Origin of the sequence: Pseudomonas sp. FW300-N2F2, assembly GCF_017351655.1 — a bacterium.
Taxonomy (GTDB): domain Bacteria; phylum Pseudomonadota; class Gammaproteobacteria; order Pseudomonadales; family Pseudomonadaceae; genus Aquipseudomonas; species Aquipseudomonas fluorescens_AA.
Map to the genome: position 1 here is coordinate 36,871 of NZ_JACNDQ010000004.1, position 25,362 is coordinate 62,232.

The 25,362-nt window shown below is 62.2% G+C and carries 22 protein-coding genes; 12 read left to right on the top strand and 10 right to left on the bottom strand.

Annotated features, from left to right (window positions below; translation table 11 throughout):
* Nucleotides 1-467: 467 nt before the first annotated feature.
* Nucleotides 468-1,466: a phosphate ABC transporter substrate-binding protein PstS gene (locus tag J4E63_RS26815; RefSeq protein WP_106274475.1), complete on the bottom strand. Its 999-nt coding sequence runs from the start codon at nt 1,464-1,466 to the stop codon at nt 468-470.
* 237 nt (nt 1,467-1,703) lie between these two features.
* Nucleotides 1,704-3,002 (bottom strand): MFS transporter, encoded by a 1,299-nt coding sequence (locus J4E63_RS26820; RefSeq protein ID WP_207283822.1) that lies wholly within the window; start codon nt 3,000-3,002, stop codon nt 1,704-1,706.
* A gap of 375 nt (nt 3,003-3,377) precedes the next feature.
* Between J4E63_RS26820 and J4E63_RS26825 the strand changes: the two genes are divergently transcribed.
* Together J4E63_RS26825 and J4E63_RS26830 are read left to right on the top strand one after the other, a co-directional pair.
* Nucleotides 3,378-3,782 carry an acyl-CoA thioesterase gene (locus J4E63_RS26825; RefSeq protein ID WP_003177184.1) on the top strand — a complete coding sequence of 135 codons (405 nt, stop codon included), beginning with the start codon at nt 3,378-3,380 and terminating at the stop codon, nt 3,780-3,782.
* A 57-nt stretch (nt 3,783-3,839) separates the two neighbouring features.
* The gene (locus J4E63_RS26830; protein WP_207283823.1) at nt 3,840-4,739 is read left to right on the top strand and encodes a D-hexose-6-phosphate mutarotase; all 900 of its coding nucleotides are present in this window, start codon (nt 3,840-3,842) and stop codon (nt 4,737-4,739) included.
* Between the two features lie 137 nt (nt 4,740-4,876).
* Here J4E63_RS26830 and J4E63_RS26835 read toward each other — a convergent pair whose 3' ends face one another.
* The 5 genes from J4E63_RS26835 to J4E63_RS26855 all read right to left on the bottom strand — a co-directional run bounded on the left by J4E63_RS26835 (nt 4,877) and on the right by J4E63_RS26855 (nt 8,691).
* Entirely contained in the window at nt 4,877-5,413 is a 537-nt protein-coding gene (locus tag J4E63_RS26835; protein WP_207283824.1) for a DUF3299 domain-containing protein, read from the bottom strand.
* Between the two features lie 89 nt (nt 5,414-5,502).
* Nucleotides 5,503-5,748, bottom strand: a complete 246-nt coding sequence (locus J4E63_RS26840) for a GlsB/YeaQ/YmgE family stress response membrane protein (RefSeq protein ID WP_003187057.1) — start codon at nt 5,746-5,748, stop codon at nt 5,503-5,505.
* Nucleotides 5,749-5,851: 103 nt separating this feature from the next.
* Nucleotides 5,852-6,937, bottom strand: a complete 1,086-nt coding sequence (locus J4E63_RS26845; protein ID WP_060739813.1) for a 5-(carboxyamino)imidazole ribonucleotide synthase — start codon at nt 6,935-6,937, stop codon at nt 5,852-5,854.
* Between the two features lie 12 nt (nt 6,938-6,949).
* Nucleotides 6,950-7,441, bottom strand: a complete 492-nt coding sequence (gene purE / locus J4E63_RS26850) for a 5-(carboxyamino)imidazole ribonucleotide mutase (protein ID WP_003196369.1) — start codon at nt 7,439-7,441, stop codon at nt 6,950-6,952.
* A gap of 332 nt (nt 7,442-7,773) precedes the next feature.
* On the bottom strand, nt 7,774-8,691 hold the full coding sequence (locus tag J4E63_RS26855) for a LysR substrate-binding domain-containing protein (RefSeq protein WP_192264172.1): 918 nt from the start codon (nt 8,689-8,691) through the stop codon (nt 7,774-7,776).
* Between the two features lie 180 nt (nt 8,692-8,871).
* On the opposite strand from J4E63_RS26855, the gene aspA reads away from it, so the two are divergent.
* The 4 genes from aspA (at nt 8,872) to J4E63_RS26875 (ending at nt 14,550) form a co-directional block, all read left to right on the top strand.
* Nucleotides 8,872-10,296: an aspartate ammonia-lyase gene (aspA, locus tag J4E63_RS26860; protein ID WP_003196363.1), complete on the top strand. Its 1,425-nt coding sequence runs from the start codon at nt 8,872-8,874 to the stop codon at nt 10,294-10,296.
* A 488-nt stretch (nt 10,297-10,784) separates the two neighbouring features.
* Nucleotides 10,785-12,236 (top strand): sodium:alanine symporter family protein, encoded by a 1,452-nt coding sequence (locus tag J4E63_RS26865; RefSeq protein ID WP_207283825.1) that lies wholly within the window; start codon nt 10,785-10,787, stop codon nt 12,234-12,236.
* A gap of 132 nt (nt 12,237-12,368) precedes the next feature.
* Nucleotides 12,369-13,373, top strand: coding sequence for an asparaginase (locus tag J4E63_RS26870; RefSeq protein ID WP_207283826.1), 1,005 nt, complete (start codon nt 12,369-12,371; stop codon nt 13,371-13,373).
* A 184-nt stretch (nt 13,374-13,557) separates the two neighbouring features.
* Entirely contained in the window at nt 13,558-14,550 is a 993-nt protein-coding gene (locus tag J4E63_RS26875) for an AraC family transcriptional regulator (protein WP_192264164.1), read from the top strand.
* A gap of 184 nt (nt 14,551-14,734) precedes the next feature.
* On the opposite strand, the gene J4E63_RS26880 is transcribed toward J4E63_RS26875, so the two are convergent.
* Complete coding sequence (locus J4E63_RS26880; RefSeq protein WP_207283827.1) at nt 14,735-15,385, bottom strand: HAD family hydrolase; 651 nt, start codon at nt 15,383-15,385, stop codon at nt 14,735-14,737.
* An 80-nt stretch (nt 15,386-15,465) separates the two neighbouring features.
* Nucleotides 15,466-16,011: a gamma carbonic anhydrase family protein gene (locus J4E63_RS26885; RefSeq protein ID WP_060739819.1), complete on the bottom strand. Its 546-nt coding sequence runs from the start codon at nt 16,009-16,011 to the stop codon at nt 15,466-15,468.
* Nucleotides 16,012-16,083: 72 nt separating this feature from the next.
* Here J4E63_RS26885 and prlC point away from each other — a divergent pair, with 72 nt between their 5' ends.
* The 3 genes from prlC to J4E63_RS26900 all read left to right on the top strand — a co-directional run bounded on the left by prlC (nt 16,084) and on the right by J4E63_RS26900 (nt 20,605).
* Nucleotides 16,084-18,162: an oligopeptidase A gene (gene prlC / locus J4E63_RS26890; protein WP_207283828.1), complete on the top strand. Its 2,079-nt coding sequence runs from the start codon at nt 16,084-16,086 to the stop codon at nt 18,160-18,162.
* On the top strand, nt 18,159-18,437 hold the full coding sequence (locus J4E63_RS26895; RefSeq protein WP_047230061.1) for a YheV family putative zinc ribbon protein: 279 nt from the start codon (nt 18,159-18,161) through the stop codon (nt 18,435-18,437). Before prlC ends, J4E63_RS26895 begins: the two co-directional genes overlap by 4 nt.
* 116 nt (nt 18,438-18,553) lie before the next feature.
* Nucleotides 18,554-20,605, top strand: coding sequence for a M3 family metallopeptidase (locus tag J4E63_RS26900; RefSeq protein ID WP_207283829.1), 2,052 nt, complete (start codon nt 18,554-18,556; stop codon nt 20,603-20,605).
* Here J4E63_RS26900 and J4E63_RS26905 read toward each other — a convergent pair.
* The gene (locus J4E63_RS26905) at nt 20,547-21,227 is read right to left on the bottom strand and encodes a tyrosine-protein phosphatase (protein WP_207284193.1); all 681 of its coding nucleotides are present in this window, start codon (nt 21,225-21,227) and stop codon (nt 20,547-20,549) included. The two genes, J4E63_RS26900 and J4E63_RS26905, sit on opposite strands and share 59 nt — an antisense overlap.
* A gap of 182 nt (nt 21,228-21,409) precedes the next feature.
* On the opposite strand from J4E63_RS26905, the gene J4E63_RS26910 reads away from it, so the two are divergent.
* The 3 genes from J4E63_RS26910 (at nt 21,410) to J4E63_RS26920 (ending at nt 25,182) form a co-directional block, all read left to right on the top strand.
* Nucleotides 21,410-22,468, top strand: a complete 1,059-nt coding sequence (locus J4E63_RS26910; RefSeq protein ID WP_207283830.1) for a PA0069 family radical SAM protein — start codon at nt 21,410-21,412, stop codon at nt 22,466-22,468.
* Between the two features lie 364 nt (nt 22,469-22,832).
* Complete coding sequence (locus J4E63_RS26915) at nt 22,833-23,564, top strand: carbonic anhydrase (RefSeq protein ID WP_060739823.1); 732 nt, start codon at nt 22,833-22,835, stop codon at nt 23,562-23,564.
* An 88-nt stretch (nt 23,565-23,652) separates the two neighbouring features.
* Nucleotides 23,653-25,182, top strand: a complete 1,530-nt coding sequence (locus J4E63_RS26920) for a SulP family inorganic anion transporter (RefSeq protein ID WP_207283831.1) — start codon at nt 23,653-23,655, stop codon at nt 25,180-25,182.
* Nucleotides 25,183-25,362 lie beyond the last annotated feature (180 nt).

Consider the following 25,362-nt stretch of genomic DNA (forward strand, 5'->3'; position numbering starts at 1 on the left):
CGGGGTGATCGAGTCCTTGGCGGTCAGGTCCGCGCCCTGGAACAGGGGCAGCACCACGTAGGCCAGGAAGAAGAAAATCAGCGTAATGGCCGCCAGGACGGCGAGTCCGCCGACCAGCACGTACCAGCGGGTCAGGCGATCCTTGAGCGCGCGGATGCGACGCTTGCGTTGCAACTCAGGCGTATTGAAATCAATGCGCTTGGGAGGGGAAGTCGTAGTCATTGTGGAGTTGGCCAGATCATTCATGCGCACACCCTAGCGATCCTGTATGACAGAAAGATGACAGTGAAGTGACGCAACAAATCCGCCGCCAGCTAGAAGCGGCAGCGGACGGAAAATTCGTGTCTGTGGGAGCGGGCTTGCTCGTGAAGGGGCCAGCACATTCGACATGGATGCCGACTGATCCACCGCATTCGCGAGCAAGCCCGCTCCCACAGAGAGCCCGGGCGTTGGCCCGGGCTCAGGTATTACTGCTTGGCGACGTTGCCGCCTTCCTGCAGACCCAGGTCAGCCAGTGCCTTGGCGGCGACTTTGGCAGGTACCGGGATGTAGCCGTCCTTGACCACGACTTCCTGGCCTTGCTTGGACAGGATCAGCTTCACGAACTCGGCTTCCAGCGGGGCCAGAGGCTTGTTCGGCGCCTTGTTGACGTAGACGTAGAGGAAACGCGACAGCGGGTACTTGCCGTTCAGGGCGTTTTCTTCGGTGTCTTCGATGAAGTCAGTGCTGCCTTTCTTGGCCAGGGCCACGGTCTTCACGCTGGCGGTCTTGTAGCCGATGCCCGAGTAACCGATGCCGTTCAGCGAAGAGCTGATCGACTGCACGACCGAAGCCGAGCCTGGTTGTTCGTTGACGTTTGGCTTGTAGTCGCCTTTGCACAGGGCTTCTTCCTTGAAGTAGCCGTAGGTGCCGGATACCGAGTTACGACCGAACAGTTGCACTGGCTTGTTGGCCAGGTCACCGGTCACACCCAAGTCACCCCAGGTTTTCACATCGGCTTTGGCGCCGCACAGACGAGTGGACGAGAAGATCGCGTCGACCTGTTCCATGGTCAGGTGCTGGATCGGGTTGTCCTTGTGCACGAATACGGCCAGGGCGTCCACGGCAACCGGAATAGCGGTTGGCTTGTAGCCGTACTTCTGTTCGAAGGCCTGCAGTTCGTTGTCCTTCATCTTGCGGCTCATCGGGCCCAGGTTGGCGGTGCCTTCGGTGAGCGCGGGCGGCGCGGTGGAGGAACCGGCGGCCTGAATCTGGATGTTTACGTTCGGGTATTCTTTCTTGTAGTTCTCGGCCCACAAGGTCATCAGGTTGGCCAGGGTATCGGAGCCGACGCTGGAGAGGTTACCCGACACACCAGTGGTCTTGGTGTAGCTCGGGATCGCAGGGTCAACAGCGGCAACCGCGTTGGCAGTCGCAACGCCAGCAGCGACAAAAGTCATTGCCGCCATCAAACGCTTCAGTTTCATGCCTTACTCCTAGCAGATAGGTGTGTTAAGTCGGCCAAGTATTGGTAAGCCGTGTGAACACTCTATGGCTGAAATATGACAATTGGATGAAAGGCCAGCATTGAGTTTTACAGGATGATTCATGCCGCCCCAATCGCGAGCAAGCTCGCTCCCACAGTGGATTTGCGGTGAACGCAGCCCTCTGTGGGAGCGAGCTTGCTCGCGATGAAGCCTATGCAGTCAGCGAAAGATTCGGACCTAGCGCCCCTTCTTCCAGAGATAACCGCCCACGGCAATTCCGATACCGCAGATCACCGCCACGTAATAGGCCGGTCCCAGCGGGCTTTCCTTGAGCAGCAGGGTAACGATCATCGGGGTCAAGCCGCCGAAGATGGCGTACGCCAGGTTGTAGGAGAACGACAGGCCGCTGAAGCGCACCACGGCCGGGAACGCCTTGACCATGACGTAAGGCACCGCGCCGATGGTGCCCACCAGCAGGCCGCTCAGCGCATAGAGCGGGAATAGCCAGTCGGGGTGGTCGAACAGGCTGTGATAAAAGGTCCAGGAGGTGATCAGCAGCAACGCGCTACCGAAGACAAATACCCGCCCGGCGCCGAAGCGGTCGGCCAGCACGCCGGAGCCGATGCAACCAAAGCTCAGGAACACGATCGCCAGGCTGTTGGCCTGCAACGCGGTGGTCGGGCTGAAGTGGTAAACGGTCTGCAACACCGTCGGGGTCATCAGGATGATCACGATGATGCCGGCCGACAGCAGCCAGGTCAGCAGCATCGAAATCGCGATGGCGCCGCGATGATCGCGCAGCACGGCCCGCAGCGGTATTTCCTCGGCCAGGGCCTTGCGCAGTTGCAGCTCGGCGAACACCGGGGTTTCGTGGAGCCAGCGGCGCAGGTACACCGAAAACAGACCGAACACACCGCCCAGCAGGAACGGGATCCGCCAGGCGTAATCCGCCACTTCCACCGGCGTATAAATGCTGTTGATGGCTGTGGCGACCAGCGAACCCAACAGAATCCCCGCCGTCAGGCCGCAGGTCAGGGTGCCGCAGGCATAGCCGATGTGGCGCGCCGGAACATGTTCAGAAACGAAGACCCAGGCCCCCGGCACTTCCCCGCCGATGGCCGCGCCCTGGATCACCCGCATCAGCAACAGCAGGATGGGCGCCCACATGCCGATCTGCGCATAGGTGGGCAACAGGCCCATGATCAGGGTCGGCACAGCCATCATGAAAATGCTCAGGGTGAACATTTTCTTGCGCCCCAGCAGGTCGCCGAAGTGGGCCATGATGATCCCGCCCAGCGGCCGGGCCAGGTAACCGGCGGCAAAAATGCCGAAGGTCTGCATCAGGCGCAGCCACTCGGGCATTTCGGCAGGAAAGAACAATTTGCCGACCACGGTGGCAAAGAACACGAAGATGATGAAATCGTAGAACTCCAGCGCACCGCCCAAAGCTGAAAGCGACAGGGTCTTGTAATCGTTGCGGGTCAGTGGACGTGCTGGTTGTGCGGGCGTCGCCGTGCTCGAAGGCGCAGTGGTCATGGCAAGGGCTTCTCTTATAGTCAATTCTGCAACCCTGGCAATACGGGTTGGGGCCTGGGCAGGTCCGGCACGATAGCAAATTGTTCGAAAAAGCACATAGAGGCGCGTATTTGATAGTCGAAATCAGAACCGAGTGGTCGTCTCGACGTCTATCGCCCGATATACTCGCAACCTTGCAGTACTCTGTAAGGGGTTGCTGTGCGAAAACGTCGTTGGTGGTGTAATACCAGAACCAGCCGGTTTCGCAGAGTTTCCCTTTGGCACGCCTTTACGAAAAACGTGACGAACGCAGTATGTTCGGGCTGAATCGTTTTTTTCAAAGACGGCTATTCACCTGAAGTACCAGACAGCGTTACGGGTCAGAGGCCCCCCGGCATGATAGAGCTCGAACAAGAAGATCCAATCCCGCAAGGCGACCTGGCCCTGCAAATCACCGCGCTCCCTCGCGAGACCAACGGCTTCGGCGATATTTTCGGCGGCTGGCTGGTGTCCCAGATGGACCTGGCCGGCACCGCCATGGCCAGCAAAGTAGCCGGCGGACGCGTGGCCACCGTGGCGATCGATCGCATGGCGTTCCTGGTGCCGGTGGCGGTGGGTGCGCAGCTTTCCTTTTATACCCAGGCGCTGGAAATCGGCCGCAGCTCGATCCAGATGATGGTCGAGGTCTGGAGCGACGACCCGCTGTCCAGTGAATGGCGCAAGGTGACCGAGGCGGTCTTTGTCTTTGTCGCCATCGACGGCAGCGGTCGTACCCGCTCGGTTCCGCCGCGCGCCCGTTAAACACGGCGGCCGTTTTGCGGTCCATTGCAGTCCCTGTTCCCGAGCGAGATTTGCAACATGCCTACGCCCAACGTCGAAGCGGTCAAACTGGATGAACTGAACGCCTGGCGCATCCGTCACGGTCAGGCCGAGTTGCTGGTAGCCCAGCAAGGCGCGCACATCCTCAGTTATCAAGTGGACGGCCAGCCGCCACTGATCTGGCTCAACGACCAGGCCACGTTCAAGACCGGCAAGAGCATCCGCGCGGGCGTGCCGGTGTGCTGGCCGTGGTTCGGCAACCTGACGCGCAACCCCGACAGCGTACAGGCCATGCGCGTGAGCGACGACCCGGCCACGGCCCACGGCCTGGTGCGGGCGATGGATTGGGAATTGAAGGGCATCGAAGCCGAAGGCGAAAGCCTCAAGGTGGAGTTCGTGCTGCCTTACCCTGAAAACGGCCTCTCGGGCTGGCCTCACCAGGTCGACCTGACGCTGACCATCGTGATGGACGAGCAGTTGCACATCCGCCTCACCAGCCATAACCGTGGCAGCGAAACCGTCAGCCTCAGCCAGGCGCTGCACAGCTACTTCGCCGTGAGCGACGTGCGCAACGTGCAGGTCGAAGGGGTGGATGGCTTGAGCTACATCGAGACCCTGGACGACTGGAACACCCACACCCAGGCCGGCGACCTGACATTTGCCAGCGAGACCGACCGCATCTACCTCGACACCCCGCCGACGCTGAGCATCATTGACCCGCACTGGGAACGACGGATCGAACTGACCAGCAGCGGTTCGCGCTCGGCGGTGATCTGGAACCCCTGGACCGAACGCGCCAAGGCCTTCAGCGACATGGCCGACGATGGCTGGCAGCGCATGTTGTGCATCGAGACGGCGAATGTGATGGACGACGTGGTGACGTTGTTGCCGCAGGCCAGCCATACCCTTGGCGTGAGCATCTGCAGCAAGCCGCTCTAAACCCCACCACAAAAACCACTGTGGGAGCGAGCTTGCTCGCGATAGCGGACGGACAGTCAACCTCAGCGTCGACTGACACACCGCCATCGCGAGCAAGCTCGCTCCCACATTGGGTTTGGGTCAAGCCAACCAGCCGGTTACAAATCCGCCTCCTGCACCACCCTCACCTTCTCCGCCTCCAGCGCATACGCCGCACTCGCCAGGTCGTTGTCGACCTTTTCGATCTTCAGCGTGCCCGTCACCCAGAGCGGCGTGTAGATGTCGTCCAGCTTCAGGCCCTTGGGATAGCGCACCAACACCAATTGGTTAGGCGGCGGTGGCGGGACGTGGATGCAGGCGCCAGGGTAGGGCACCAGGAAAAACAGCGTGCTGCGGCCCTTGGCGTCGGTTTCCAGCGGCACCGGGTAACCGCCGATGCGGATGTGCTTGTCGTTCATCGTCGCCACGGTCTTGGTCGAATACATCACCGCCGGCAAGCCCTTGCTTTGCTTCAGGCCGCCCTTTTCGGTGAAGGTGCCGTTGGCTTCCGGGGAGTTGTGGTCGATCTCGGGCATGGCCTCGAGGGCTTTCTGGTCCGACTTGGGCATCAGTTCGAGCCAGTCGGTTTCCGGCAGCTCGGCGGCATGGGCCAGGCCACTGCCCAGCAGAAGAAGGGTCAATACTAGACGGCGCATGAAAGGGCTCGGCAATGAATGAAAAGTGAAACGCCGAGCATTCTAGCCCCCTCTGCTCGCCACGCAGAGAGGGCCTTGCTGCATTTGGATCAGTTTCTTTTGATCAGGCCGTAGATCACCAGCAACACGATCGCGCCCACCAGGGCACCGATGAAACCTGCGCCTTGGCCGGCCTGGTAGATGCCCAGGGCCTGGCCGCCGTAAGTGGCTGCCAACGAACCGCCGATACCGAGCAGGATGGTCATGATCCAGCCCATGCTGTCATCGCCCGGTTTCAGGAAGCGCGCCAGCAGGCCAACGATCAAGCCGATAAAGATGGTTCCGATGATTCCCATGGCATTTCCCCTCTCATTGAGTCGCTAAGCCAAAGCCCGGTCAGGCTTTGGCACTTAGCCATGAGAAAGATTAGCCGACGAATGGTTCCACCGCCGTTCCAGATTATTGTTCGGCGATCAGCGTCTCGACCTTGATGATCTGCTGGGCCAGCGTGGCCCGGTCAGCGCAGCGCAGGTTGGCGTGACCGACCTTGCGCCCGACCTTGAACGCCTTGCCATAGTGATGCAAATGACAGTCGGCAATCGCCAGGACCTTGTCGCTGTCCGGAACCTTGCCGATGAAATTGAGCATCGCGCTTTCACCGACCTTGGCGGTCGACCCCAGTGGCAGCCCGGCCACCGCTCGCAGGTGGTTTTCGAACTGGCTGCACTCGGCGCCTTCGGTGGTCCAGTGCCCGGAGTTGTGTACCCGCGGTGCGATTTCGTTGGCCTTGAGGCCGCCGTCCACTTCGAAGAACTCGAACGCCATCACGCCGACATAATCCAGTTGCTTGAGCACCCGGCTGGAGTAGTCCTCGGCCAGGGCCTGCAACGGATGATCGGTGCTGGCGACGGACAGCTTGAGGATGCCGTCCTTGTGGGTGTTGTGCACCAGCGGATAGAAGCGGATCTCACCGTCGCGGGCACGCACGGCGATCAGCGAGACTTCCCCGGTGAACGGCACGAAACCTTCCAGCAGGCAGGCCACGCTGCCAAGCTCGGCAAACGTACCGACCACGTCCTCAGGCTTGCGCAGGACTTTCTGGCCCTTGCCGTCGTAACCCAGGGTACGGGTCTTGAGCACGGCGGGCAGGCCGATGGCGGCGACAGCCGCGTCCAGGTCGGCCTGGGACTGAATGTCGGCGAAGGCCGGCGTGGGGATACCCAGGTCCTTGAACATGTTCTTTTCGAACCAGCGGTCACGGGCGATCCGCAAGGCTTCGGCGCTCGGGTAGACCGGAACGAACTGGGACAGGAAGGCCACGGTTTCGGCCGGGACGCTTTCGAATTCGAAGGTCACCAGATCGACTTCATCGGCCAACTGGCGCAGGTGATCCTGGTCGCCGTAGTCGGCCCGCAGGTGTTCACCCAGCGCCGCGGCACAGGCGTCAGGCGCCGGGTCCAGGAAAGCGAAGTTCATCCCCAGCGGCGTACCTGCCAGGGCCAACATGCGACCCAACTGGCCGCCACCGATTACACCGATCTTCATTCGTCAACAACCTCAGGCAATGCGTGGGTCTGGATTGTCCAGGACGCTGTCTGTCTGCTCAGCGCGGAATTTTTTCAGCACGGTATGAAACTGTGGGTGCTTGGCGCCCAGGATGCTCGCCGACAGCAGGGCCGCGTTGATCGCGCCAGCCTTGCCGATGGCCAGGGTCGCGACCGGGATACCGGCCGGCATCTGCACGATCGACAGCAACGAGTCGACGCCCGAGAGCATCGACGACTGGACCGGTACGCCCAGCACCGGCAGGTGGGTCTTGGCCGCGCACATGCCCGGCAGGTGGGCCGCGCCACCGGCACCGGCGATGATCACCTCGATGCCACGTGCCTCGGCCTCTTCGGCGTACTGGAACAGCAGGTCCGGGGTACGGTGGGCGGAGACCACTTTCACCTCGTAAGGGATGCCGAGCTTTTCCAGCATATCGGCGGTGTGGCTAAGGGTGGACCAATCGGACTTGGAGCCCATGATCACGCCAACCAGTGCACTCATCGTCGTGCCTCTTCTCTCTGGGCGCCCGCAGGCGCGTCAAAAAACAACAAGCCACGCAGGAAACCGGCGTGGCTTGTTGTACGAATTATGGCCGGGCGAACCGACCGAAGGCCGGGCAGTATACCGAAAATGGTGCGTTAAACGCACTTTCGCCGACCATCTGTCATTTGGGGTGAAGTGGCGGTTTTATTGACTCGCAGGTCAGCGAGCCAACAACCTAAATCCCCTGTGGGAGCGGGCTTGCTCGCGAATGCGGAGTGTCAGTCGCCACCTACATGACTGACACTCCGCATTCGCGAGCAAGCCCGCTCCCACAGGGGGGTCCGTTATTGTCAGACCCCGGCCACACCCTGCGCCGCACCGCCCTCAAGCTTGCGCCACAACAGCCGCACATTGGCCTTGCGCACCAGGGCGCAGCGGTACAGGCGGATCTCCAGGGGCACGTGCCATTGCGTGCCACCGCAGATCACCAGTTCGCCCCGGGCCAGTTCGGCGCGTACGCTCAGGTGCGGCACCCAGGCGATGCCCAGGCCTTCCAGGGCCATGCTTTTCAGGCTATCGGCCATGGCCGTCTCGTAGATCGTGGTGAACCGCAGCGCCCGCTGGCGCAACAACTGGTTGACCGAACGTCCGAGGAACGCCCCGGCGCTGTAGGCCAGCAGCGGCACGCTGGCCTCGCCTTCAAGGTCGAACAACGGGTTGCCGTTGGCATCGGCGGCGCACACCGGGAGCATTTCGGTCTGGCCCAGGTGCAGCGAAGGGAAGATCTCCGGGTCCATCTGCATGGCCGAATCCGGATCGTAGAAGGCCAGCATCAAATCGCAGCCACCTTCACGCAGGGCGTGGACAGCGTCGCCGACGTTGGTCGCCACCAGCCGCGTGGCGATGTTCATCCCTTCGTTGCGCAGTTGCGCGATCCAGCGTGGGAAGAAGCCCAGCGCCAGGGAGTGGGCGGCGGCCACTTGGATGACTTCGCCCTGCCCGCCTTCCAGGTGATGCAAATGGCGCAGCACTTCGCCCAATTGCTCCACCACGGTACGTGCCGTCACCAGGAACAACTGCCCCGCCGCCGTCAGCTCGACGGGCGTACGGGAGCGGTTGACCAGGGTCAGCCCCAGCGCAGCCTCAAGGCTGCGAATTCGCCGGCTGAATGCCGGTTGCGTCACGAAACGCCGCTCGGCCGCCTGGGAGAAACTGCGGGTCGCGGCCAGGGCACTGAAGTCCTCGAGCCATTTGCTTTCAAGATTCATCACGTCCTCCCCTACATGCACCAAAACAGGTCACACGTTCGCCGCACCGTCGGCGTCACACCGGCATTATGCCGAATATGCATAGGCCAGTGTTTAACAGCATTGGCCCTATTTTTTCCCAGAGCCTAGGATCCACAGCGTTCCGGCTCAGACCGGGTCCTTATCGAGATGATTTCCGTCATGTCCTCCGCTGCATCATTCCGCACAGAAAAAGACCTGCTTGGCGTACTCGAAGTACCAGCGCAAGCGTATTACGGCATCCAGACCCTACGAGCGGTAAACAACTTCCGTCTCTCCGGCGTCCCGATCTCGCATTACCCCAAGCTGGTGGTCGGTCTGGCAATGGTCAAACAGGCCGCCGCTGACGCCAACCGCGAACTGGGGCAGCTCAGCGAAGCCAAGCACGCCGCCATCAGCGAAGCCTGTGCACGATTGATCCGCGGCGACTTCCACGAAGAATTCGTGGTGGACATGATCCAGGGCGGCGCCGGCACGTCGACCAACATGAATGCCAACGAAGTCATCGCCAACATCGCACTGGAGGCCATGGGCCACCAGAAAGGCGAGTACCAGTACCTGCACCCCAACAACGACGTGAACATGGCGCAGTCCACCAACGACGCCTACCCGACCGCGATCCGCCTGGGTCTGCTGCTGGGTCACGACGCGTTGCTGGCCAGCCTCGACAGCCTGATCCAGGCGTTCGCGGCCAAGGGCGAAGAATTCAGCCACGTCCTGAAAATGGGCCGCACCCAGCTGCAGGATGCCGTGCCGATGACCCTCGGCCAGGAATTCCGCGCCTTCGCCACCACCCTGAGCGAAGACCTGGCACGCCTGAAAACCCTGGCGCCTGAACTGCTCACCGAAGTGAACCTGGGCGGTACCGCCATCGGCACCGGCATCAACGCCGATCCGCGCTACCAGGCCCTGGCCGTGCAGCGCCTGGCGACCATCAGCGGCCAGCCGCTGGTTCCGGCTGCCGACCTGATCGAAGCCACCTCCGACATGGGCGCCTTTGTGCTGTTCTCCGGCATGCTCAAGCGCACCGCGGTCAAGCTGTCGAAGATCTGCAACGACCTGCGCCTGCTGTCCAGCGGCCCACGCACCGGCATCAACGAAATCAACCTGCCGGCCCGCCAGCCAGGTAGCTCGATCATGCCCGGCAAGGTCAACCCGGTGATCCCGGAAGCGGTCAACCAGGTGGCATTCCAAATCATCGGCAACGACCTGGCCCTGACCATCGCGGCCGAAGGCGGCCAACTGCAACTGAACGTGATGGAGCCGCTGATCGCCTTCAAGATCTTCGACTCGATCCGCCTGCTGCAACGGGCCATGGACATGCTGCGCGAGCACTGCATCGTCGGCATCACCGCCAACGAAGCGCGCTGCCGCGAACTGGTCGAGCACTCGATCGGCCTGGTCACCGCCCTGAACCCGTACATCGGCTATGAAAACGCCACCCGCATCGCCCGTGTTGCCCTGGAAAGTGGCCGCGGCGTGCTGGAACTGGTGCGCGAAGAAGGCTTGCTCGACGACGCCATGCTCGACGACATCCTGCGCCCGGAAAACATGATTGCTCCGCGTCTGGTCCCGCTCAAAGCGTGATCGACACGGCCACCGCTCACCAGGTCGAGGGACTAGACACCTCTCACCTTTTGAGGGCTTGGGGATCTTCCCCAAGCCCTTTTTTTAATTGATAGCAGCCAAGGATGACCGAACCTGTGGGAAGGAACCTGCTCGCGATAAACGACGACGCGCTGCCCGTTGTAAACCGTGTCGCCAGCCAACGCGAGCAGGCTCGTCCCCACAAGAACCTGACCGTAAGGCCAGGTGTTTCAACGGGTCCGCTTCGTCGGACGCACCACAACTGTGCAGACGGGCACCGCACTGATAGGTATAGTGCCGCCCCTCTTCGCATGAGCGGTCGTCCGCAACGAGACCCTTAAACATGCGAAAACCGAACTAATAACAAACCCGCGAAAATGGACCGGGACGAAACTTCGCCTCACCTGTCGGGCCGCGCGCCGACCGATGTAACGCGATATTTCCAAATGGCCAGCATTTGCTTAAACAAAAAACAGCGAGGAATACTCATGCTCGAAGTCATCAACGACTTCCTATCAGGGAAAGTGCTGATCGTGCTCATTGTCGGGCTCGGTGGCTACTTCACGATCCGCTCGCGTTTCGTCCAGTTCCGTCACTTCTTCCACATGTTCACGGTGTTCCGTGACAGCCTGAAAAGCAGCACTGACCAGCTCAGTTCCTTCCAGGCCCTGATGCTCAGCCTGGCCGGTCGTGTCGGCGCGGGCAACATCGCCGGTGTCGGCATCGCCGTAACCCTCGGTGGGCCTGGTGCGGTGTTCTGGATGTGGGTAACCGCCCTGGTCGGTATGTCCAGCAGCTTCTTCGAGTGCTCCCTCGGCCAGCTCTACAAGCGCTGCGACTCCGAAGGCCAGTACCGTGGCGGCCCGTCCTATTACATCCAGCACGGCCTGCAGAAACGCTGGTTGGGCATGATCATGGCGTTCCTGCTGCTGGTCACCTTCGGCTTCGCCTTCAACGGCCTGCAAGCCCACGCCGTCACCCATTCCCTGAACAACGCCTTCGGCCTCGACACCACTTACACAGGCCTGGGCCTGGCCGTGCTGCTGGGCCTGGTGTTCATCGGTGGGATCAAGCGTATCGCCAAGGTTGCCGACCTGCTGGTACCGGTCAAGACCCTGGTGTACATCGGCGTGACCATCTACGTGATCGTGCTGCAGTTCGACCACGTACCGGCCATGCTGGCGACCATCGTCAAAAGCGCCTTCGGGCTGGACCCGGCCTTTGGCGGCCTGATCGGCAGCGCCATCGTCATGGGCGTCAAGCGTGGCGTCTTCGCCAACGAAGCCGGCCTGGGCAGTGCCCCTAACGTGGCCGCCGTAGCGTCGGTCGAGCACCCGGTAGCCCAGGGTGTGGTCCAGGCGTTCAGCGTGTTCCTGGACACCTTCGTGATCTGCACCTGCACCGCGCTGCTGATCCTGCTGTCGGGTTTCTACACCCCGGGTTTCGAAGGCGACGGCATTGCCCTGACCCAGAACTCCCTGGCAGCCGTGGTCGGTGACTGGGGCCGGATGTTCATCTCCGTGGCCCTGGCGTTGTTCGTCTTCACTTCGATCCTCTACAACTACTATCTGGGCGAGAACAACCTGCGCTTCATGCTCGGGGAGAACCGCAAGGCACTGATCGCCTACCGCGCGCTGGTGTTGGTCCTGATTTTCTGGGGCGCCATCGAAAACCTCAGCACCGTGTTCGCCTTCGCCGACATCACCATGACGCTGCTGGCGTTCGTGAACCTGATCGCGCTGTTCCTGCTATTCAAGGTCGGCATGCGCATCCTGCGTGACTACGATGACCAGCGTTCGGCCGGCATCAAGGTTCCGGTCTTCGACTCCAGCAAGTTCCCGGACCTGGATCTGGACCGCAAGGCGTGGCCAGCCACCCCGTCGGCGCCGGTTGCCAAGCCTGACGCCGCGACTGCTGGCGTGGCCGCAGCGCAACGCTGATCGGCAGGCCGATTGTAAAAAACCGGGCGCATCCCCTGCGCCCGGCGTGACACAGCGTAGGGTCGGCGTCATGCTCGGCCTTATGTTGTGGCGGCTGACCCAAGCTGCCGTTTTCGTCCTCGGAGAACAACCATGAATTCCTCGACCTACCCTGCCGCCCAGCACGTCATGGTGCTCTACACCGGCGGCACCATCGGCATGCAGGCCAGTGCCCACGGCCTGGCCCCGGCATCCGGTTTCGAAGCGCGGATGCGCGATTACCTGCACAGCCAACCCGAACTCGTCGTGCCGCAATGGCGCTTCCGGGAAATGTCGCCGTTGATCGACAGCGCCAACATGACCCCGGCCTATTGGCAGCAACTGCGCGAAGCGGTAGTCGATGCCGTGGACGTGCAGGGCTGCGACAGCGTACTGATCCTGCACGGCACCGACACCCTGGCCTACAGCGCGGCGGCGATGAGCTTCCAACTGCTGGGCCTGCATGCGCGGGTCTGCTTCACCGGCTCGATGCTGCCCGCCGGCGTGACCGACAGCGACGCCTGGGAAAACCTCAGCGGCGCCCTGGTCGCCCTCGGCCAGGGCCTGGCGCCGGGCGTGCACTTGTACTTCCACGGTGAGCTGCTGGCACCAACCCGTTGCGCGAAGGTGCGCAGCTTCGGTCGTCATCCGTTCAAGCGCCTGGAACGCCAGGGCGGCGGCACCCCGGCGCCGACCCTGCCAACGCAGTTGAACTACAACCAGCCCAAGCAACTGGCGAATATCGCGGCGCTGCCGCTGTTTCCCGGCATCAGTGCGCAGATCCTCGATGGCCTGCTGGGCAGCGGTATCCAGGGCTTGGTGCTGGAATGCTACGGCAGCGGCACCGGGCCGAGCGACAACCCGGCCTTCCTCGCCAGCCTCGAGCGGGCGCGGGACAGCGGCGTGGTGGTCGTGGCGGTGACCCAATGCCACGAAGGTGGCGTCGAGCTGGACGTGTATGAAGCCGGTAGCCGCTTGCGCGGTGTCGGCGTGCTGTCCGGCGGCGGCATGACCCGCGAGGCCGCGTTCGGCAAATTGCAGGCGTTGATCGGCGCTGGCCTGCCGGTGGAAGAGGTTCGGCGGCTGGTAGAGCTGGATCTGTGTGGCGAGCTTATCTGACACCCGGCAATCCCTGTGGGAGCGAGCTTGCTCGCGATAGCGGGCTGACAGTCGACTTCAGCGGCGACTGACACACCGCCATCGCGAGCAAGCTCGCTCCCACATTGGGTGTTGTATTGAGCTTCCGATTTTCATCCGGCATATAACTTGCTCCGTTTCCAGCTTCCCCTGGCTGGAAACGGACATGCTTCATTCCCACCTCACCACCCTCAACGCCGTCTCGCTGGTACTGAGCACCTTTAAAAGCGAAGGCTTGCCCAGTGATGCCTTGTTGGCCGGCAGCGGCATCAGCGCGGCGGACCTGAGCCGGGCCGATACGCGCATCACCACCAACCAGGAAATGCAGGTCTGCGCCAACGCCGTGGCCCTCAAGCGCGACATCGGCCTGGAATTGGGCCTGCGCATGCACGTTTCGTCCTACGGCATGCTCGGCTATGCCCTGCTCACCAGTGCCACCTTAGGTGACGCTTTGCGCCTGGCACTGCGCTATCCGGCGCTGTTGGGAACACTCTACGAGCTGAATCTGGACGACGATGGCGAGCACATCTGGTTCAGCGCCAGCGATTATCGGGAGAACCCGGCCCTGGCGGTGTTCAACGCCGAGTTCTGCATGGTTTCGCTGAAGGTGATCTGCAATGACCTCCTCGGCCATGCACTGCCGTTGCACGCTGCGCGCTTCGAACACCCGGCGCCCGATTACCAGGCGCGCTACACCGCGCTCTTCGACTGCCCGGTGCGCTTCGACAGCATCGATAACGCTTTCGCCTTCGACCGTCACTGGCTCGAGCAACCCTTGCCCCTGGCCGACCCCATCACCCATCACGCCATGGCCGAACGCTGTCGCCGGCAGAACACCGAATTCACCGGACGCCAAGCCTGGCTGGGACGGATCCGCCAGTTGCTCGACACCCAACTGGACGCCGCCCCCGGCCTGGAGGGCCTGGCCGAACAGATGAACTGCTCGGCGCGCACCTTGCGCCGCCACCTCAAGGACCTGGGCTGCAGCTACCAGGAATTGCTGGACGAACTGCGCTTCGAGCGGGCCAAGCAGATGCTCTGCGAGGACCAATTGCCGATCTATCGAATCGCCGAACGACTGGGCTTCAGCGAAACCGCCAGCTTCCGCCATGCCTTCGTGCGCTGGAGCGGCGTGGCGCCCAGCCAGTTCAGGGCCTGAATCAGCGCGTTCGTATACAGCGAGCCCCGTTTGGACCGGGACACGGCTACACCTTGGGGCCGGGGGTGTCTGTGCTGCCGCCATCGCGAGCAAGCTCGCTCCCACAGGCGTTGGGGCTGCTCGCAACATTTGTGAACAATGGCAATCCTCTGTGGGAGCGAGCTTGCTCGCGATGGCGACCCGGTCAGCGCCGCAAAAACGCCTGATGCAACGCTTCCACCGTCTGGAAGTGATACGCCGGGCGCTCGGTGCTGAGTTCTTCGTGGCTGCCAAACCCATACCCGACCGCTGCCGCATCCAGGCCATTGCTGTGGGCACCGATCAGGTCGTGTTTGCGGTCGCCGATCATCAGGGTGCTAGCCGGGTCGAGGCCTTCTTCGGCCAGCAGGTGGGCGATCAGCTCGACCTTGTTGGTACGGGTGCCGTCCAGTTCGCTGCCGTAGATCACCTTGAAGTGCCGGGCGAAGTCGAAGTGGCGGGCGATTTCCCGGGCGAAGACCCAGGGTTTGGAGGTGGCGATGTACAACTGACGCCCTTGGCCGCCCAAGGTTTCCAGCAGCGGCATCACGCCGTCGAAGACGCGGTTTTCGTACAGCCCGGTGACCTTGAACCGCTCACGATAGAAATTCACCGCTTCCCAGGCCTTCGCTTCGTCGAAGGCGTAGAACTGCATGAAGGCCTGCAACAGCGGCGGGCCGATGAAGTGCTCGAGGCGGGTCAGGTCGGGTTCGTCGATGCCCAGCTTGCTCAAGGCGAACTGGATCGAACGGGTAATCCCTTCCCGGGGGTCGGTGAGGGTGCCGTCGAGGTCGAAGAGTACGGTTTGGTAATGCATGGCAGTTCCTGGGGAATATCACTGACAAGCGGGAGCAAGCTCCCTCGCCACGATGAATGAGGGGATGGCAGGCGACCCCTTCAGGCCTGGTCGTAACCTTCGGCCAGATGCAGGTCCTTGAGCTTCACGTAGTTCGCCGCGCTGTAGGTGAAAAACGCGCGTTCCTTGTCTGTCAGCGGCCGGACCTGTTTCACCGGGCTGCCCACGTACAAAAAGCCGCTTTCCAGGCGCTTGCCCGGCGGTACCAGGCTGCCGGCGCCGATGATCACGTCATCTTCGACCACCGCGCCGTCCATGACGATGCTGCCCATGCCGATCAGGATCCGGCTGCCCACCGAACAACCATGGAGCATGACCTTGTGGGCGATGGTCACGTCGTCACCGATCAGCAACGGGAAGCCATCCGGATTGAAGGGCCCGGCGTGGGTGATGTGCAGCACACAACCATCCTGGACGCTGGTACGCGCACCGATACGGATGCGGTGCATATCGCCGCGAATGACCGTCAGCGGCCAGACGGAGCTGTCTTCGCCGATTTCGACGTCGCCGATCACCACCGCGGTGCTGTCGACAAAAGCGCCACGGGCTAGCCGCGGGCTGTGGTTCTGGTACGTGCGAAGGGTCACGATAGGCTCTCTCTTATCCGGTGATAGGCGCTGCTAGCTGCGGTGAACGCCGATTGTAATTAAGATGGGCCAATGTTTCTTCCAGCCAAGGTGTCGACCGTGAGCGTGAACAACCCTCTTTTGCAGCCCTATGACCTGCCGCCATTCTCGGCGATCCGTGCCGAGCACGTGCAACCGGCCATCGAGCAGATCCTGGCTGATAACCGTGCGGCCATTGCCGAAATCCTCAAGACCCAAGGCCAGCAGCCTACCTGGGCCCGCCTGGTTTTGGCGATGGACGAGCTCAATGATCGCCTGGGCGCCGCCTGGAGCCCGGTCAGTCATTTGAACGCCGTGCGCAACAGCCCGGAACTGCGCGAAGCCTACGAGGCCTGCCTGCCGGCGCTGAGTGCCTACTCCACCGAACTGGGCCAGAACCGCGAACTGTTCCAGGCCTTCGAAGCCTTGGCGAACAGCCCGGAAGCCGCCGGCTTCGACGTGGCGCAGAAAACCATCCTCGAACATTCCCTGCGTGATTTCCGTCTGTCGGGCATCGACCTGCCGCCCGAGCAGCAGAAGCGCTACGCCGAGGTGCAGAGCAAACTGTCCGAGCTGGGCAGCCGCTTCTCCAACCAACTGCTGGACGCGACCCAGGCCTGGACCAAGCACGTCACTGACGAAACCGCCCTCGCCGGCCTGACCGATTCGGCCAAGGCACAAATGGCCGCGGCCGCCCAGGCCAAGGAGCTGGACGGCTGGCTGATCAACCTGGAATTCCCCAGCTACTACGCCGTGATGACCTACGCCGAAGACCGCGCCCTGCGTGAAGAAGTCTACGCCGCCTACTGCACCCGCGCCTCGGACCAGGGCCCGAACGCCGGCCAGAACGACAACGGCCCGGTGATGGAACAGATCCTCGACCTGCGTCAGGAACTGGCCCAATTGCTCGGTTTCGCCAACTTCGCCGAGTTGAGCCTGGCGACCAAGATGGCCGAATCCAGCGACCAGGTCCTCAGTTTCCTGCGTGACCTGGCCAAGCGCAGCAAGCCGTTCGCGGCCCAGGACCTGGAACAGCTCAAGGCCTATGCCGCCGAACAGGGCTGCCCCGACCTGCAAAGCTGGGACAGCGGTTTCTACGGTGAAAAACTGCGCCAGCAGCGTTACAGCGTGGCCCAGGAAGCCCTGCGCGCCTACTTCCCGATCGACAAGGTCCTCAGCGGCCTGTTCGCCATCGTCCAGCGTCTCTACGGCATCGAGATCGCCGAACTGAAAGGCTTCGATAGCTGGCATCCGGATGTGCGCCTGTTCGAAATCAAGGAGAACGGCCAGCACGTCGGCCGCTTCTTCTTCGACCTCTATGCCCGCGCCAACAAGCGTGGCGGCGCCTGGATGGACGGTGCCCGTGACCGTCGTCGCACCTTCGAAGGCGTCCTGCAAAGCCCCGTCGCGAACCTGGTGTGCAACTTCACCCCGGCCGACAGCGGCAAGCCGGCGCTGCTGACCCACGATGAAGTCACCACCCTGTTCCACGAGTTCGGCCATGGCCTGCACCACCTGCTGACCCGCGTCGAACACGCTGGCGTGTCCGGCATCAACGGCGTGGCCTGGGATGCGGTGGAACTGCCGAGCCAGTTCATGGAGAACTGGTGCTGGGAACCCGAAGGCCTGGCGCTGATTTCCGGTCACTACAAAACCGGCGAACCACTGCCCCAGGACCTGCTGGAAAAAATGCTCGCGGCGAAAAACTTCCAGTCCGGCCTGATGATGGTCCGTCAGCTGGAGTTCTCGCTGTTCGACTTCGAGCTGCACGCCACCCACGGCGATGGCCGTAGCGTGCTGCAAGTGCTCGAAGGCGTGCGCGACGAGGTGTCGGTCATGCGCCCACCGGCCTACAACCGCTTCCCCAACAGCTTCGCCCACATCTTCGCCGGCGGGTACGCGGCGGGCTATTACAGCTACAAGTGGGCGGAAGTGCTGTCGGCCGATGCCTTCTCCAAGTTCGAAGAGGACGGCGTGCTCAACGCCGACACCGGGCGTGCCTTCCGTGAGGCGATCCTTGCCCGTGGCGGCTCCCAGGAACCGATGGTGCTGTTCGTCGACTTCCGTGGCCGTGAGCCATCGATTGACGCACTCTTGCGCCATAGCGGCCTGAGTGAGGACGCGGCAGCATGAGTGAGGGGCCTGTGATTACCAAACGACGCTTCATCGCCGGGGCGGTCTGCCCGGCGTGCAGTGAACCGGACAAGTTGATGATGTGGAACGAAGACGGCGTGCCGCACCGCGAATGCGTGGCCTGCGGTTATTCCGACACGCTCAACGAGCAAGGCCTGTCCGTGCCCAAGGAATTGGGCACCCGTGTGAACACCTCGGCGCTCAAGGTGCCGGACGCCAAGGTCCAGGCGGTGCAGTTTTTCCCCAACCCCAAGTTGAAGAAAAAAACCGACTGACATCTGCGGCATCACCTTCCGGGCCGCCCGGCCCGGAAGCGATACATATTTACCGCCGGGCCCGGGCCCTTCCTTTACAGACTGTCCAGCAAGTACAGACTGACCGGAAGGTTCCCATGCTCGACGCTGACAATCCGCTGTTGCAGGCCTATGACCTGCCCCCGTTTGCCCACATCCAGGCCCGACATTTCTCCCCGGCCCTGGACCGGATCCTGGTGGAAAGTCGCGCCCAAGTGGCCGATATCATCAAGACCCAGACCCCCTTTCCCACCTGGGATGACCTTGTACTGGCCGTGGACGAAATCCATGCACGCCTGGAGAGTTTCGGCTACCTGCTGCATCTGCTGACCACGACCAGGCCAGGGACGGCCTGGGCGCAGGCTTCCCTGGAATGCACTGAACGGCTGCATGACTTCCAGGTTGAACTCAAACAACACCCCACGCTGTTCACGCTTTACCAGCGCTTGGCAGACAGCCAGATCGCCGAGCATTTCGCCCCGGCTCGTAAACGGGTCCTGAAGAAAATCCTCGGCCAGTTTCACCAGAACAGGTCGGCAGAGCACCTGTCGGCCGACCTGAATCTGTTGAAGTTGCGCACCAACGAGCTCCAGGGGTTGTTCCTGGAAAACCTGCACATGGCCAATCAGGCCTGGAGCAAAGCGTTTGACGATGAAGCCCCGCTGAGCGGCCTGCCGTCGCGCTTCAAACAACAGATGGCCCAGCGGGCACGTGACGCTGGGCACACGGGATGGTTGCTGACGCTCAGCGAGGAATCGTTTGGCGTCGTCACTCAATACGCCGACAACCGCGCCCTACGTCAGCAGATGTACGAGGCTTACAGCACCCGCGCATCGGATCAGGGCCCCCAGGCGGGCCATTTCGACAACAGCGACATCCTCAGGCAGTTGTTGGAAGACCGTCATCGGTACGCCACCGTCCTGGGCTATGGGGATTTCGCTCAAATGGCGATCGAGAACGAGCAAGCCGTGTCGACCGAAGAAGTCCTGGCGTTCCTGCGGGCCCAACTCAAACGACAGCACGGCGCTTTCGACCGGGACGCGCGCCAGCTCAAGGCCTTTGCCACGCAACAGGGTTTCAACGAACTCCAGCCGTGGGACTATCCCTACCTGGCGAATCAACTTCGCCAGCAGGCAGCGGGCCTTTCCAAGGAAGCGCTGAGCGTCTGGTTCCCCTTGGAATCCACCTTCGCCCAGCTACTGCAGATAGCGACGGAGCTGTTCGGGGTGAGCTTCGCCGAGCGACATGACGTGGCGACCTGGCACCCGGATGTGCGCCTTTTCGAAGTCAGCGAATGGGGAGCGGTCATTGGCTACCTCTATTTCGATCCGTTTGCGGATGCAAGCCGAGACGGCTACCCCCATACCACCACCCTGAGAAGCCGCCGCATCACCGCCGAGGGACGCCCGCGACACCCCATTGCGACGCTGCATGCCTGGCTGCCGCGCAGCGTAGGGGCGGACCCGGTCCTGCTCGATCATCTGCAACTGCGGATTCTTTTCCATGAGTTCGGTCATTGCCTGCAGCATGTCCTGACCCGTGCCGAGTACCGTGACCTGTCGGGCGTCTCTGGCCTGTCCCGCGACACCGCCGAGTTTGCCGGGGTGTTGTTCGAGCAATGGTGCTTCTCCAGGCAATGCCTGCTGCGTGTCTCAAGGCACTATCAAACCGGGGCGACGATGCCTGACAAGGTCGCCGGCCAACTGCTGACCTTTGCCACCACCCAGGCCAGTTGGGAAACCGCCGTCCTGTTGCGCAACGCGTTATTCGATATGGAGCTGCACCGCACCCACGGCGATGGGCGGACCGTCCAGCAGGTGTTCGATCAAGCCAGTGCGCAGGTGGGGCATTTACCGGTGTCCGCGAACGAGCGCTGGCCCAATGGCCTGGATTACCTGGTGACCGGCTATGGCGCGCGGATCTACGCCTATGCCTGGTCGAAGGCACTGGCCGCCAACGTGTTCCAGCGATTCCAACGTGACGGGCTGTTCAACCCGGCAACAGGCCGGGCACTGCGCGAAACCGTTTTTGCCCCGGGCGACTTGCGACCGTTGTCCGAATCCATCGCCGCCTTTACCGGCACGCCGCCGATCAATGCTGCGGTAGCGCCACCTGGGGGTCGAGGTGCTGCGCCGGCGCCGTTGAATTGACCCAGCTTTCCAAGGAGCAAAGGGCAAAGACGCTGGTGCTGCAATCGCCGTTCGCCAGCGCCGTGCGGAGTTTGTCGATGTCGGCCTGCATCATGTAGCGCACTCCGTCCTTGAAGTGATGACTGTCACCGAAGCCACCCTCGGTCATTTCATTCAGGGCGTCTTCTTTGCTCCAGCCCTGGACCACCACCCGGTACATGGCGGCCACCAGCCCGGTGCGGTCCGAGCCGTGCTTGCAGTGCATCAGCACCGGCCCCTTGGCTTCGGCCGCCTGGACGGCGCGCAAGGCCCTGAGTATGTCGCTGTCATCGACGTGATTGGTGCGATAGGGCAACTGCACTTGCTCGATGCCGGGGGTGGACAGCCAGCGCTTGTCCGACTCCGGCAGGAAGGTGATGACCGTGCCGATCCTGAGCTTCGTCAGCAAGGGCACCGCCCCGCCGTCCGGCAGGGAGCTGCGGTAGAGCGTGGGGGACATCTGGTAGAGGTTGTAGTCCTTTTCCACCGGCTGTGCCCATTCAGCGGGCCTCGTCTCAGGGGAATCGGCCGCTTGAGCGGGTACCTCGGCCAGCCCGGTGAGCAAGGCCAGGCAGAGCAACGAACGGGAGCAGAACTTGAGCATGCACGGACGACCGACAATGAAGAAATACGAAAGGCTCAGTTTCGGCTCGCTGCGGTTAAAAGCCTGTGAGCAGAACGTCAAAGCGTTGTGAACGCCGATCCGGTATTTGGGCTGCTGAATGGCACTGGCCTTAATCGAATACAGCGAATACTGTATGCACATACAGCTTTCGGAGTATTCCCATGCCAGCCCCCCTTCCACCGCGCGGCCGCGGCACCGCGACCAACCCGCACAACCGCTTCGCCCCGAGTCGCTCGGTGGCCGAAGATGACGGCTGGTATCAGGAAGTCCCGCAGACCCAGGGCACCGAAGTGCGCATCGAAACGGCGAAGACCATCGTTACCCGCAACACCTCGTCCGATATCCCGTTCGACCGCTCGATCAACCCGTACCGAGGCTGCGAGCACGGCTGCATCTACTGCTATGCACGCCCCAGCCATGCCTATTGGGACCTGTCGCCGGGGCTGGATTTCGAAACGAAGCTGATCGCCAAGACCAATGCCGCCGATGTGCTGGAAGAGCAATTGTCCCGGCGCGGCTATCAATGCGCACCGATCGCGCTGGGGTCCAACACCGATCCCTATCAGCCTATCGAGCGCGAACAACGGATAACCCGCCGGATTCTCGAGGTGCTGCTGCGTTATCGGCATCCGGTGACCATCGTCACCAAGGGTTCGCTGATCCTGCGCGACCTGGACCTGCTGACCGAACTGGCGCAACAACGCCTGGTGCACGTGATGATCAGCCTCACCACCCTGGACGATGAACTCAAGCGCATTCTCGAACCCCGCGCGGCGGCGCCCAAGGCGCGGCTGCGGGCGATCAAGGTCATGCGGGAGGCGGGGATTGCCGTGGGAGTTCTGTGCGCACCGATGATCCCGATGATCAACGACAGCGAGATCGAGAGCCTGCTGGCCGAAGCCCACGCCGCCGGCGCGCAGAATGCCGCCTACGTCATGCTGCGCCTGCCGCTGGAAGTCGCGCCGCTGTTCGAGCAGTGGTTACAGGCGCATTACCCGCAACGCGCCGCCCACGTGCTGAGCCTGGTGCGCCAGAGCCGCGGTGGCGAACTGTATGACAGCCGCTTCGGTGCGCGGATGCGCGGCGAAGGCCCGTTCGCCGACCTGCTGGCCCAGCGATTCGCCAAGGCACTCAAGCGCCTGGGGCTGGAGCGTCGCGACGGCTACAATCTTGACTGCGATGCCTTCTGTCCGCCGGGCCGACAGATGTCGTTGATTTGATTAAAGTTGAACCTGGAACCGCTACTGGGGATGAACTGCGCCAGCGTTTCGCCACCCCTGGAATCATTGTCCTAGAGCCTTCGATTTCAGTTTGAGTTAAGTTTCGGCCGCTACCTTGTTCAGCGAGTGACTGACAGGTCGGGGATTACGACCTGGACGTATTTTAACCAGCCACGGGGTGGCCTGTGTGGTTAGTTCTGTTAGTTCAAATTCGGATGCCAGAAAGCCATAGCCAAGGCGCTGTGACGAGTCATAGCCCGCTATGGCGAGGAGCAGCAACGCAGGATATGGATTTCTGGCGCCGAAGTTGAGCTAAACAGAACTGACCACACAGGTCACAAATACCGTCAAAAGAGGATGAATCATGAGTGACAAGGATAAACAGCCGTTGGCTGCGTCGGCTTCAGCCCAACCCGAGGCGGAAACCGCCGATGCAGCGCTGCAGCATATTGTTGACGGCTTTTTGCATTTCCATCACGAGATCTTTCCGCAACAGGAAGAACTCTTCAAGAAACTCGCCACCGCCCAAGCGCCCCGGGCGATGTTCATCACCTGCGCCGATTCGCGCATCGTGCCCGAGTTGATCACCCATAGTTCCCCCGGCGACCTGTTCGTGACCCGTAACGTCGGCAACGTCGTGCCGCCTTACGGGCAGATGAACGGCGGCGTCTCCACCGCCATCGAATACGCCGTGCTGGCCCTCGGTGTGCAACACATCATTGTCTGTGGCCATTCCGACTGCGGCGCCATGCGTGCCGTACTCAACCCCGACACCCTGGAAAAAATGCCCACGGTCAAGGCCTGGCTGCGCCACGCCGAAGTGGCCAAGACCATGGTCCATGACAACTGCCCGTGCGGCGACGAAAAACAGACCATGCCCATTCTCACCGAAGAGAACGTGATCGCGCAGCTGCAGCATTTGCGAACGCATCCCTCGGTAGCGTCGCGCATGGCCAGCGGTCAGTTGTTCATCCATGGCTGGGTGTACAACATCGAGACCAGCGAGATCAAAGCCTTTGATGCGGACCAGGGACGTTTCCTGCCGCTCGATGGCAGCCATCCGATACCGGTGGCGACGCCCAAAGCGCGCTTCTAACCACTCTTAAACTTGTGTGGTTCAAGCCTTGCCGCCATTTGCGCGGTAGGGCTTCGCCATGCCTGAAGAAAACTTCGGGAGAGTTGCCATGCGTGCTGCTCAATTAAAAGCTGTTCTGCCACGGGAGCTGTTGGCTTCGGTGGTTGTGTTTCTGGTGGCCCTGCCTTTGTGCATGGGCATCGCCATCGCCTCTGGCCTGCCACCGGCCAAAGGTTTGATCACCGGCATCATCGGTGGTTTGGTGGTGGGTTTCCTGGCCGGCTCGAAGCTGCAAGTCAGTGGCCCGGCCGCCGGCTTGGCGGTGTTGGTCTTCGAACTGGTGCGCCAACATGGCGTGGCGATGCTCGGGCCGATCCTGTTGCTGGCCGGTCTGCTGCAATTGTTGGCCGGGCGTTTTCGCCTGGGCTGCTGGTTCCGGGTCACCGCGCCGGCCGTGGTGTACGGCATGCTCGCGGGTATTGGCGTGCTGATCATACTGTCCCAGGTCCATGTGATGCTCGACGCCGCGCCCAAGCCTTCCGGGCTGGATAACCTGGCGGCGTTCCCGGCGGCAGTGGCCCAGGCCTTGCCGTCCTTCGGCTGGCAGGCGGGCCTGCTCGGTCTGTCGACGATTGCGGTGATGTGGCTGTGGGAAAAGTTTCGCCCCCACAGTCTGCGCTTCGTTCCCGGTGCTTTGCTGGGTGTCGGCCTGGCGACCGTCGCCAGCCTGCTGCTGGCCTTGCAGGTCAAGCGGGTGGAAGTGCCGGAGAACATGGCTGAAGCCATTGATTGGCTGCGCCCGGCGGACCTGCTGAACCTGGCCGACCCGACACTGCTGATCGCCGCGTTCGCGGTGGCTTTCATCGCCAGCGCCGAAACCCTGCTGTCAGCGGCCGCCGTGGATCGCATGCACAGCGGTGAACGGGCAGACTTCGACCGGGAACTGTCGGCGCAAGGTATCGGCAACATGCTCTGCGGCCTGCTCGGCGCCTTGCCGATGACCGGGGTGATCGTGCGCAGCTCGGCCAACGTCCAGGCCGGGGCCACCACGCGGATGTCGACGATTTTCCACGGCCTGTGGTTACTGCTGTTCGTGCTGTTGCTGTCCAGCGTGCTGCAAAGCATTCCGGTGGCGAGCCTGGCGGGTGTGCTGGTCTACACCGGTTTCAAACTGGTAGACCTCAAGGCGTTTCGCAGCCTGGGCCGTTATGGCCGGATGCCGATGTTCACCTACGCCGCAACGGCCCTGGCGATCATCTTCACCGACCTGCTGACCGGTGTGCTGATCGGCTTCGGCCTGACTCTGGCGAAACTGGCCTGGAAAGCCTCGCGCCTGAAAATCAGCCTGATCGACCTGCCCCAGGAAGGTGAGATGGAACTGCGCCTGGTCGGAGCCGCCACCTTCCTCAAGGTGCCGGCATTGACCCAGGTACTGGGCACCATACCGACCGGCGCCACCGTGCATGTGCCGCTCAATAACCTGAGCTACATCGACCACTCGTGCCTGGAGTTGCTGGAAGAATGGGGCCGGGCGAATGCCAGCAAGGGTTCGAAGCTGCTGATCGAATCCCGCGGGCTCAAGCGTAGGTTGGAGGGGCGGTTGCGCACGACCGTGGGGGTTGGCGCGGCGTCCGCCTGACACCCAATAAACCCTGTGGGAGCGAGCTTGCTCGCGATAGCGGTGTATCAGCCAACTGTGATGTTGCTGGTCCAATGCAATCGCGAGCGAGCTCGCTCCCACAGGGGGCTGCTGCTGGACACATGCTTTATGAACAACCCGGATTCAATGTGGGAGCGAGCTTGCTCGCGATGGCGGTGT

Bases quoted from the DNA above. Each gene is read 5' to 3' on its own strand.
- J4E63_RS26815 (WP_106274475.1), bottom strand. From the start codon at position 1,466: ATGAAACTGAAGCGTTTGATGGCGGCAATGACTTTTGTCGCTGCTGGC.
- J4E63_RS26820 (WP_207283822.1), bottom strand. From the start codon at position 3,002: ATGACCACTGCGCCTTCGAGCACGGCGACGCCCGCACAACCAGCACGT.
- J4E63_RS26825 (WP_003177184.1), top strand. From the start codon at position 3,378: ATGATAGAGCTCGAACAAGAAGATCCAATCCCGCAAGGCGACCTGGCC.
- J4E63_RS26830 (WP_207283823.1), top strand. From the start codon at position 3,840: ATGCCTACGCCCAACGTCGAAGCGGTCAAACTGGATGAACTGAACGCC.
- J4E63_RS26835 (WP_207283824.1), bottom strand. From the start codon at position 5,413: ATGCGCCGTCTAGTATTGACCCTTCTTCTGCTGGGCAGTGGCCTGGCC.
- J4E63_RS26840 (WP_003187057.1), bottom strand. From the start codon at position 5,748: ATGGGAATCATCGGAACCATCTTTATCGGCTTGATCGTTGGCCTGCTG.
- J4E63_RS26845 (WP_060739813.1), bottom strand. From the start codon at position 6,937: ATGAAGATCGGTGTAATCGGTGGCGGCCAGTTGGGTCGCATGTTGGCC.
- purE (WP_003196369.1), bottom strand. From the start codon at position 7,441: ATGAGTGCACTGGTTGGCGTGATCATGGGCTCCAAGTCCGATTGGTCC.
- J4E63_RS26855 (WP_192264172.1), bottom strand. From the start codon at position 8,691: ATGAATCTTGAAAGCAAATGGCTCGAGGACTTCAGTGCCCTGGCCGCG.
- aspA (WP_003196363.1), top strand. From the start codon at position 8,872: ATGTCCTCCGCTGCATCATTCCGCACAGAAAAAGACCTGCTTGGCGTA.
- J4E63_RS26865 (WP_207283825.1), top strand. From the start codon at position 10,785: ATGCTCGAAGTCATCAACGACTTCCTATCAGGGAAAGTGCTGATCGTG.
- J4E63_RS26870 (WP_207283826.1), top strand. From the start codon at position 12,369: ATGAATTCCTCGACCTACCCTGCCGCCCAGCACGTCATGGTGCTCTAC.
- J4E63_RS26875 (WP_192264164.1), top strand. From the start codon at position 13,558: ATGCTTCATTCCCACCTCACCACCCTCAACGCCGTCTCGCTGGTACTG.
- J4E63_RS26880 (WP_207283827.1), bottom strand. From the start codon at position 15,385: ATGCATTACCAAACCGTACTCTTCGACCTCGACGGCACCCTCACCGAC.
- prlC (WP_207283828.1), top strand. From the start codon at position 16,084: ATGTTTCTTCCAGCCAAGGTGTCGACCGTGAGCGTGAACAACCCTCTT.
- J4E63_RS26895 (WP_047230061.1), top strand. From the start codon at position 18,159: ATGAGTGAGGGGCCTGTGATTACCAAACGACGCTTCATCGCCGGGGCG.
- J4E63_RS26900 (WP_207283829.1), top strand. From the start codon at position 18,554: ATGCTCGACGCTGACAATCCGCTGTTGCAGGCCTATGACCTGCCCCCG.
- J4E63_RS26905 (WP_207284193.1), bottom strand. From the start codon at position 21,227: ATGCTCAAGTTCTGCTCCCGTTCGTTGCTCTGCCTGGCCTTGCTCACC.
- J4E63_RS26910 (WP_207283830.1), top strand. From the start codon at position 21,410: ATGCCAGCCCCCCTTCCACCGCGCGGCCGCGGCACCGCGACCAACCCG.
- J4E63_RS26915 (WP_060739823.1), top strand. From the start codon at position 22,833: ATGAGTGACAAGGATAAACAGCCGTTGGCTGCGTCGGCTTCAGCCCAA.
- J4E63_RS26920 (WP_207283831.1), top strand. From the start codon at position 23,653: ATGCGTGCTGCTCAATTAAAAGCTGTTCTGCCACGGGAGCTGTTGGCT.